The sequence below is a fragment of the Acinetobacter sp. TUM15064 genome, assembly GCF_008980265.1.
Classification (GTDB): Bacteria; Pseudomonadota; Gammaproteobacteria; order Pseudomonadales; family Moraxellaceae; genus Acinetobacter.
Window position 1 is genome coordinate 1 of record NZ_BKFU01000180.1, and the last position, 589, is coordinate 589.

Genomic DNA, 589 nt, shown 5'->3' on the forward strand with positions numbered 1-589 from the left:
TCCATAACAATAAAGACTTATATGGTGTTGATGCGATTTGTAGGATTTTACCGATCGCAGCTTCAACCTATTACCGGACTCTAGATCTCTGCGATGAGAAGCATTGCTTCGCAAGGGAACATCGAGCGAAACGAGATCTACATGATGAGCATCATGCTGAGCAAATCAAACGAATTTGGAAAGAAAGTTCAGGTCGATATGGTGTGCGTAAGGTCTGGCAACAATTGAAACGTGAAGGTTATGTTATTGCACGTTGTACAGTTGCTCGATTGATGCAGAAGCTAGGTATACAAGGTGTTTGGCGTGGTAAGAATAAACAAACCACCCGTAGCCGAGATGATCAAAAAAGAGCAGATGATTTAGTGAAACGTAATTTTAGTGCTGATCATCCAGATCAGCTGTGGGTTGCTGACTTTACGTATATTCAAACTCATTCAGGCTGGGTCTATACCGCCTTTATTATTGATGTGTTTTCACGAGCAATTGTTGGATGGAAAGTATCTACACGAATGAATACAGATATGGTGCTCGATGCATTGGAGCAAGCATTGCACGATCGAGGCATGCCAAAGAATGTGATTCATCATTC

The 589-nt window shown here is 41.8% G+C and carries 1 protein-coding gene; it reads left to right on the forward strand.

Translation table 11 applies throughout. The features are described 5' to 3' along the window. Positions 1 to 589 (forward strand): IS3 family transposase (locus GBI16_RS18310; RefSeq protein WP_151707625.1); only part of this gene is annotated, 589 nt, incomplete at both ends.